3 rRNA genes are annotated in these 5,323 nt (G+C 54.8%); all 3 read right to left on the bottom strand.

The annotated features are described in order from the left end of the window. Window positions 1-5 precede the first annotated feature (5 nt). The 3 genes from rrf to DEHOM01_RS09500 all read right to left on the bottom strand — a co-directional run bounded on the left by rrf (window position 6) and on the right by DEHOM01_RS09500 (window position 5,177). Window positions 6-122, bottom strand: a 5S ribosomal RNA gene (rrf, locus tag DEHOM01_RS09510). A gap of 90 nt (window positions 123-212) precedes the next feature. Next, a 23S ribosomal RNA gene (locus tag DEHOM01_RS09505) occupies window positions 213-3,276 on the bottom strand. Window positions 3,277-3,659: 383 nt separating this feature from the next. Then, window positions 3,660-5,177, bottom strand: a 16S ribosomal RNA gene (locus DEHOM01_RS09500). Together the 16S, 23S and 5S rRNA genes form the textbook arrangement of a ribosomal RNA operon. Window positions 5,178-5,323: the final 146 nt, after the last annotated feature.

Below are 5,323 nucleotides of genomic sequence, written 5' to 3'. Positions count from 1 at the left end.
GAATAGTTCGGCGGCGTCCTACTCTCCCACACCCTCCCGAGTGCAGTACCATCGGCGCAACTGGGCTTAGCTACCGGGTTCGGAATGGAACCGGGCGTTTCCCCAACGCTATGACCACCGAAACAACCAAACAACCCCCCACAAAACGGCGCAGGGGTGTGGAATGTCAACCACACAGTGAACGCGAACACACAAAGCAAGCAAAGAAGAGTGCAAGTAAGTCATCGGCCAATTAGTACCAGTCAGCTCCACGCATTACTACGCTTCCACATCTGGCCTATCAACCCCGTCATCTACAGGGGACCTCCCACACAAAAAGTGTACGGATATCTCATCTCGAAGCAGGCTTCCCGCTTAGATGCTTTCAGCGGTTATCCCTTCCCAACGTAGCCAACCAGCCATGCCCTTGGCAGAACAACTGGCACACCAGAGGTTAGTCCATCCCGGTCCTCTCGTACTAGGGACAGGCCTTCTCAAATATCCAACGCGCGCAGCGGATAGGGACCGAACTGTCTCACGACGTTCTAAACCCAGCTCGCGTACCGCTTTAATAGGCGAACAGCCTAACCCTTGGGACCAACTCCAGCCCCAGGATGCGACGAGCCGACATCGAGGTGCCAAACCATGCCGTCGATATGAGCTCTTGGGCAAGATCAGCCTGTTATCCCCGGGGTACCTTTTATCCGTTGAGCGACACCCATTCCACAATGAGGTGCCGGGTCACTAGTTCCAGCTTTCGCTCCTGCCCGACATGTCTGTCTCGCAGTCAAGCTCCCTTGTGCACTTACACTCAACACCTGATTGCCAACCAGGCTGAGGGAACCTTTGAGCGCCTCCGTTACTCTTTAGGAGGCAACCGCCCCAGTTAAACTACCCATCAGGCACTGTCCCTGAACCAGATCATGGTTCGAAGTGAGGAATCCAAAACGACCAGAGTGGTATTTCACCAACGACTCCACCAACACTAGCGTGCCAGCTTCTCAGTCTCCCACCTATCCTACACAAGCCGTTCCGAACACCAATACCAAACTATAGTAAAGGTCCCGGGGTCTTTCCGTCCTGCTGCGCGTAACGAGCATCTTTACTCGTAATGCAATTTCGCCGAGTTCGCGGTTGAGACAGTGGAGAAGTCGTTACGCCATTCGTGCAGGTCGGAACTTACCCGACAAGGAATTTCGCTACCTTAGGATGGTTATAGTTACCACCGCCGTTTACTGGGGCTTAAATTCTCAGCTTCGCCCCCAAAGGGGCTAACCAGTCCTCTTAACCTTCCAGCACCGGGCAGGCGTCAGTCCGTATACAGCGACTTACGTCTTCGCACGGACCTGTGTTTTTAGTAAACAGTCGCTTCTCCCTGGTCTCTGCGGCCATCAGTGCTCTCACACCTCAGGCCCCCCTTCTCCCGAAGTTACGGGGGCATTTTGCCGAGTTCCTTAACCACGATTCTCTCGAACTCCTTAGTATTCTCTACCTGATCACCTGAGTCGGTTTAGGGTACGGGCAATAGTGCTCGTCACGCCGGAACTTTTCTCGGCAGTCCAGGATCACCCACCTACCCCAATAAAGGGTCCTCATCACGACTCACCCACAAGAGCACAACATTACTCGCACTCGGGCTGCTCGCTTGAACGGGGACAACCATTACCCCGCGGAAGCTACCTCACTGCGTCATCCCACACGCTGACCTACTACGCACTTGGTTCCCAGCCTCACCACCAACAACCAACCCAAAGGGAAGGAAGCAGCAGCTCGGGTGGTTAGCATCACACGCCTCGGTATGGGTCCTCACACTATCGGTACGGGAATATCAACCCGTTATCCATCGACTACGCCTGTCGGCCTCGCCTTAGGTCCCGACTAACCCGGGGCGGATTAACCTAGCCCCGGAACCCTTGATCATTCGGAGGACGGGTTTCTCACCCGTCTTTCGCTACTCATGCCTGCATTCTCACTCGCATAGCCTCCACCACTGGGTTCCCCCGCAGCTTCACCGGCCACACGACGCTCCCCTACCCACCCCAATAAATGGAGTGACACAGCTTCGGCGGTGTACTTGAGCCCCGCTACATTATCGGCGCAGAATCACTTGACCAGTGAGCTATTACGCACTCTTTCAAGGGTGGCTGCTTCTAAGCCAACCTCCTGGTTGTCTCAGCAACTCCACATCCTTTCCCACTTAGCACACGCTTAGGGGCCTTAGCTGATGTTCTGGGCTGTTTCCCTCTCGACCATGAAGCTTATCCCCCACAGTCTCACTGCTGCGCTCTCACGTACCGGCATTCGGAGTTTGGCTAAGGTCAGTAACCCGGTGGGGCCCATCGCCTATCCAGTGCTCTACCTCCAGCACGAAACACGCAACGCTGCACCTAAATGCATTTCGGGGAGAACCAGCTATCACGAAGTTTGATTGGCCTTTCACCCCTATCCACAGGTCATCCCCTCCATTTTCAACTGAAGTGGGTTCGCGCCTCCACACGGTCTTACCCGCGCTTCACACTGCCCATGGATAGATCACTTCGCTTCGGGTCTAGAGCCGGCGACTGAACGCCCCATTCAGACTCGCTTTCGCTACGGCTACCCCACACAGGTTAACCTCGCCACCGACCACTAACTCGCAGGCTCATTTTTCAATAGGCACGCCGTCACCCCTCAAGGCTCCGACGGATTGTAAGCACACGGTTTCAGGTACTCTTTCACTCCCCTCCCGGGGTACTTTTCACCTTTCCCTCACGGTACTAGTCCGCTATCGGTCACAAGGAAGTATTTAGGCTTACCAGGTGGTCCTGGCAGATTCACACCGGATTCCACGAGCCCGGCCCTACTCGGGGCAACACCACGCCTGGCCATGCAGTTTCAGCTACGGGACTCACACCCACTATGGCGCCCCACTCACAAGGCTTCACCTACCACACACCACGACGCCACAACACCGGTAGATATTGTGTAAATGCACCCCACAACCCCACACCAGCAACCCCTACCGAGTCTCACACCAGCATGGTTTAGCCTCCTACGCTTTCGCTCGCCACTACTCACGCAATCACTATTGTTTTCTCTTCCTGAGGGTACTGAGATGTTTCACTTCCCCTCGTTCCCCCCACACCACCTATACATTCAGCGGCGGGTACCACGACTTACATCGCGGCGGGTTTCCCCATTCGGACATCCCCGGATCACAGGTCGGTTGTCACCTCCCCGAGGCTTATCGCAGACTCCCACGTCCTTCATCGGCTCCTTGTGCCCAGGCATCCACCGTATGCTCTAAGTAACTTAGAAACACTCGAAAATGAACACATAGACCAAAAACATTGAACTATCTGTAACAAAAAATTGCTTACAAGATGCTCGCGTCCACTATGCAGTTGACAAACAACACCCCCACACTCACACCACCAACCACACAGCAGTCAGCAGCACAAGGAAGGCCAAGACCAAACACGCCACGCGTGCAGCCTCACACCCCAATAGTGTGCCCACGACAAGCAACCCCCCAACCGCACTCTTTCCAACCCCACAACAGGGCGTACTCAAACACAACCAGAAAGCCACTCATCTTTTATTGATGTTCCACCCAGCCCCGATACGCGCTGCACACACTCGGCACAGAACACGCACACCACCACAAAAAGGGCAGTGCAGGGCAAAAGTAAACTCCTTAGAAAGGAGGTGATCCAGCCGCACCTTCCGGTACGGCTACCTTGTTACGACTTAGTCCCAATCACCGATCCCACCTTCGACGACTCCCCGCATAAAGCTTGGGCCATCGGCTTCGGGTGTTACCGACTTTCGTGACTTGACGGGCGGTGTGTACAAGGCCCGGGAACGTATTCACCGCAGCATTGCTGATCTGCGATTACTAGCGACTCCGACTTCATAGGGTCGAGTTGCAGACCCCAATCCGAACTGAGACCGGCTTTTTGGGATTAGCTCCACCTCACAGTATCGCAACCCATTGTACCGACCATTGTAGCACGCGTGAAGCCCAAGACATAAGGGGCATGATGATTTGACGTCGTCCCCACCTTCCTCCGAGTTGACCCCGGCAGTCTCCCATGAGTCCCCACCCGAAGTGCTGGCAACATGGAACGAGGGTTGCGCTCGTTGCGGGACTTAACCCAACATCTCACGACACGAGCTGACGACAACCATGCACCACCTGTGCACCAGTCCAAAGAAAACCACATCTCTGCAGCGATCCAGTGCATGTCAAGCCTTGGTAAGGTTCTTCGCGTTGCATCGAATTAATCCGCATGCTCCGCCGCTTGTGCGGGCCCCCGTCAATTCCTTTGAGTTTTAGCCTTGCGGCCGTACTCCCCAGGCGGGGCACTTAATGCGTTAGCTACGGCGCGGAAAACGTGGAATGCTCCCCACACCTAGTGCCCAACGTTTACGGCATGGACTACCAGGGTATCTAATCCTGTTCGCTCCCCATGCTTTCGCTTCTCAGTGTCAGTAACGGCCCAGAGACCTGCCTTCGCCATCGGTGTTCCTCCTGATATCTGCGCATTTCACCGCTACACCAGGAATTCCAGTCTCCCCTACCGCACTCTAGCCTGCCCGTACCCACCGCACGCCCAAGGTTAAGCCTCGAGTTTTCACGGCAGACGCGACAAGCCACCTACAAGCCCTTTACGCCCAATAATTCCGGACAACGCTTGCGCCCTACGTATTACCGCGGCTGCTGGCACGTAGTTAGCCGGCGCTTCTTCTGCAAGTACCGTCACTTTCGCTTCTTCCTTGCTGAAAGAGGTTTACAACCCGAAGGCCGTCATCCCCCACGCGGCGTCGCTGCATCAGGCTTTCGCCCATTGTGCAATATTCCCCACTGCTGCCTCCCGTAGGAGTCTGGGCCGTGTCTCAGTCCCAGTGTGGCCGGTCGCCCTCTCAGGCCGGCTACCCGTCATCGCCTTGGTGAGCCACTACCTCACCAACAAACTGATAGGCCGCGAGCCCATCCCCCACCGAAAAACTTTCCACCAAAACCCATGCGGGCCAAGGTCATATCCAGTATTAGCCCCGATTTCTCGGAGTTATCCCAAAGTGGAGGGCAGGTTACTCACGTGTTACTCACCCGTTCGCCACTAATCCACTGTGCAAGCACAGCTTCATCGTTCGACTTGCATGTGTTAAGCACGCCGCCAGCGTTCGTCCTGAGCCAGGATCAAACTCTCCATTAAAAAACAGAAAAATCTAAACCCAGCAGAAACAAAACAATCAACATTACGCTGACCATCCAGAAATTGAACAAGAAATTCAATGTTCCTGCCAAAAAAATTGGCATCAATAAACAGACACACTATTGAGATATCAAACAACACACGCA

The sequence above is a fragment of the Dermabacter hominis NBRC 106157 genome (assembly GCF_001570785.1).
In the GTDB taxonomy this organism is placed as follows: Bacteria; Actinomycetota; Actinomycetes; order Actinomycetales; family Dermabacteraceae; genus Dermabacter; species Dermabacter hominis.
This window is presented reverse-complemented; position numbering and strand designations above follow the sequence as displayed.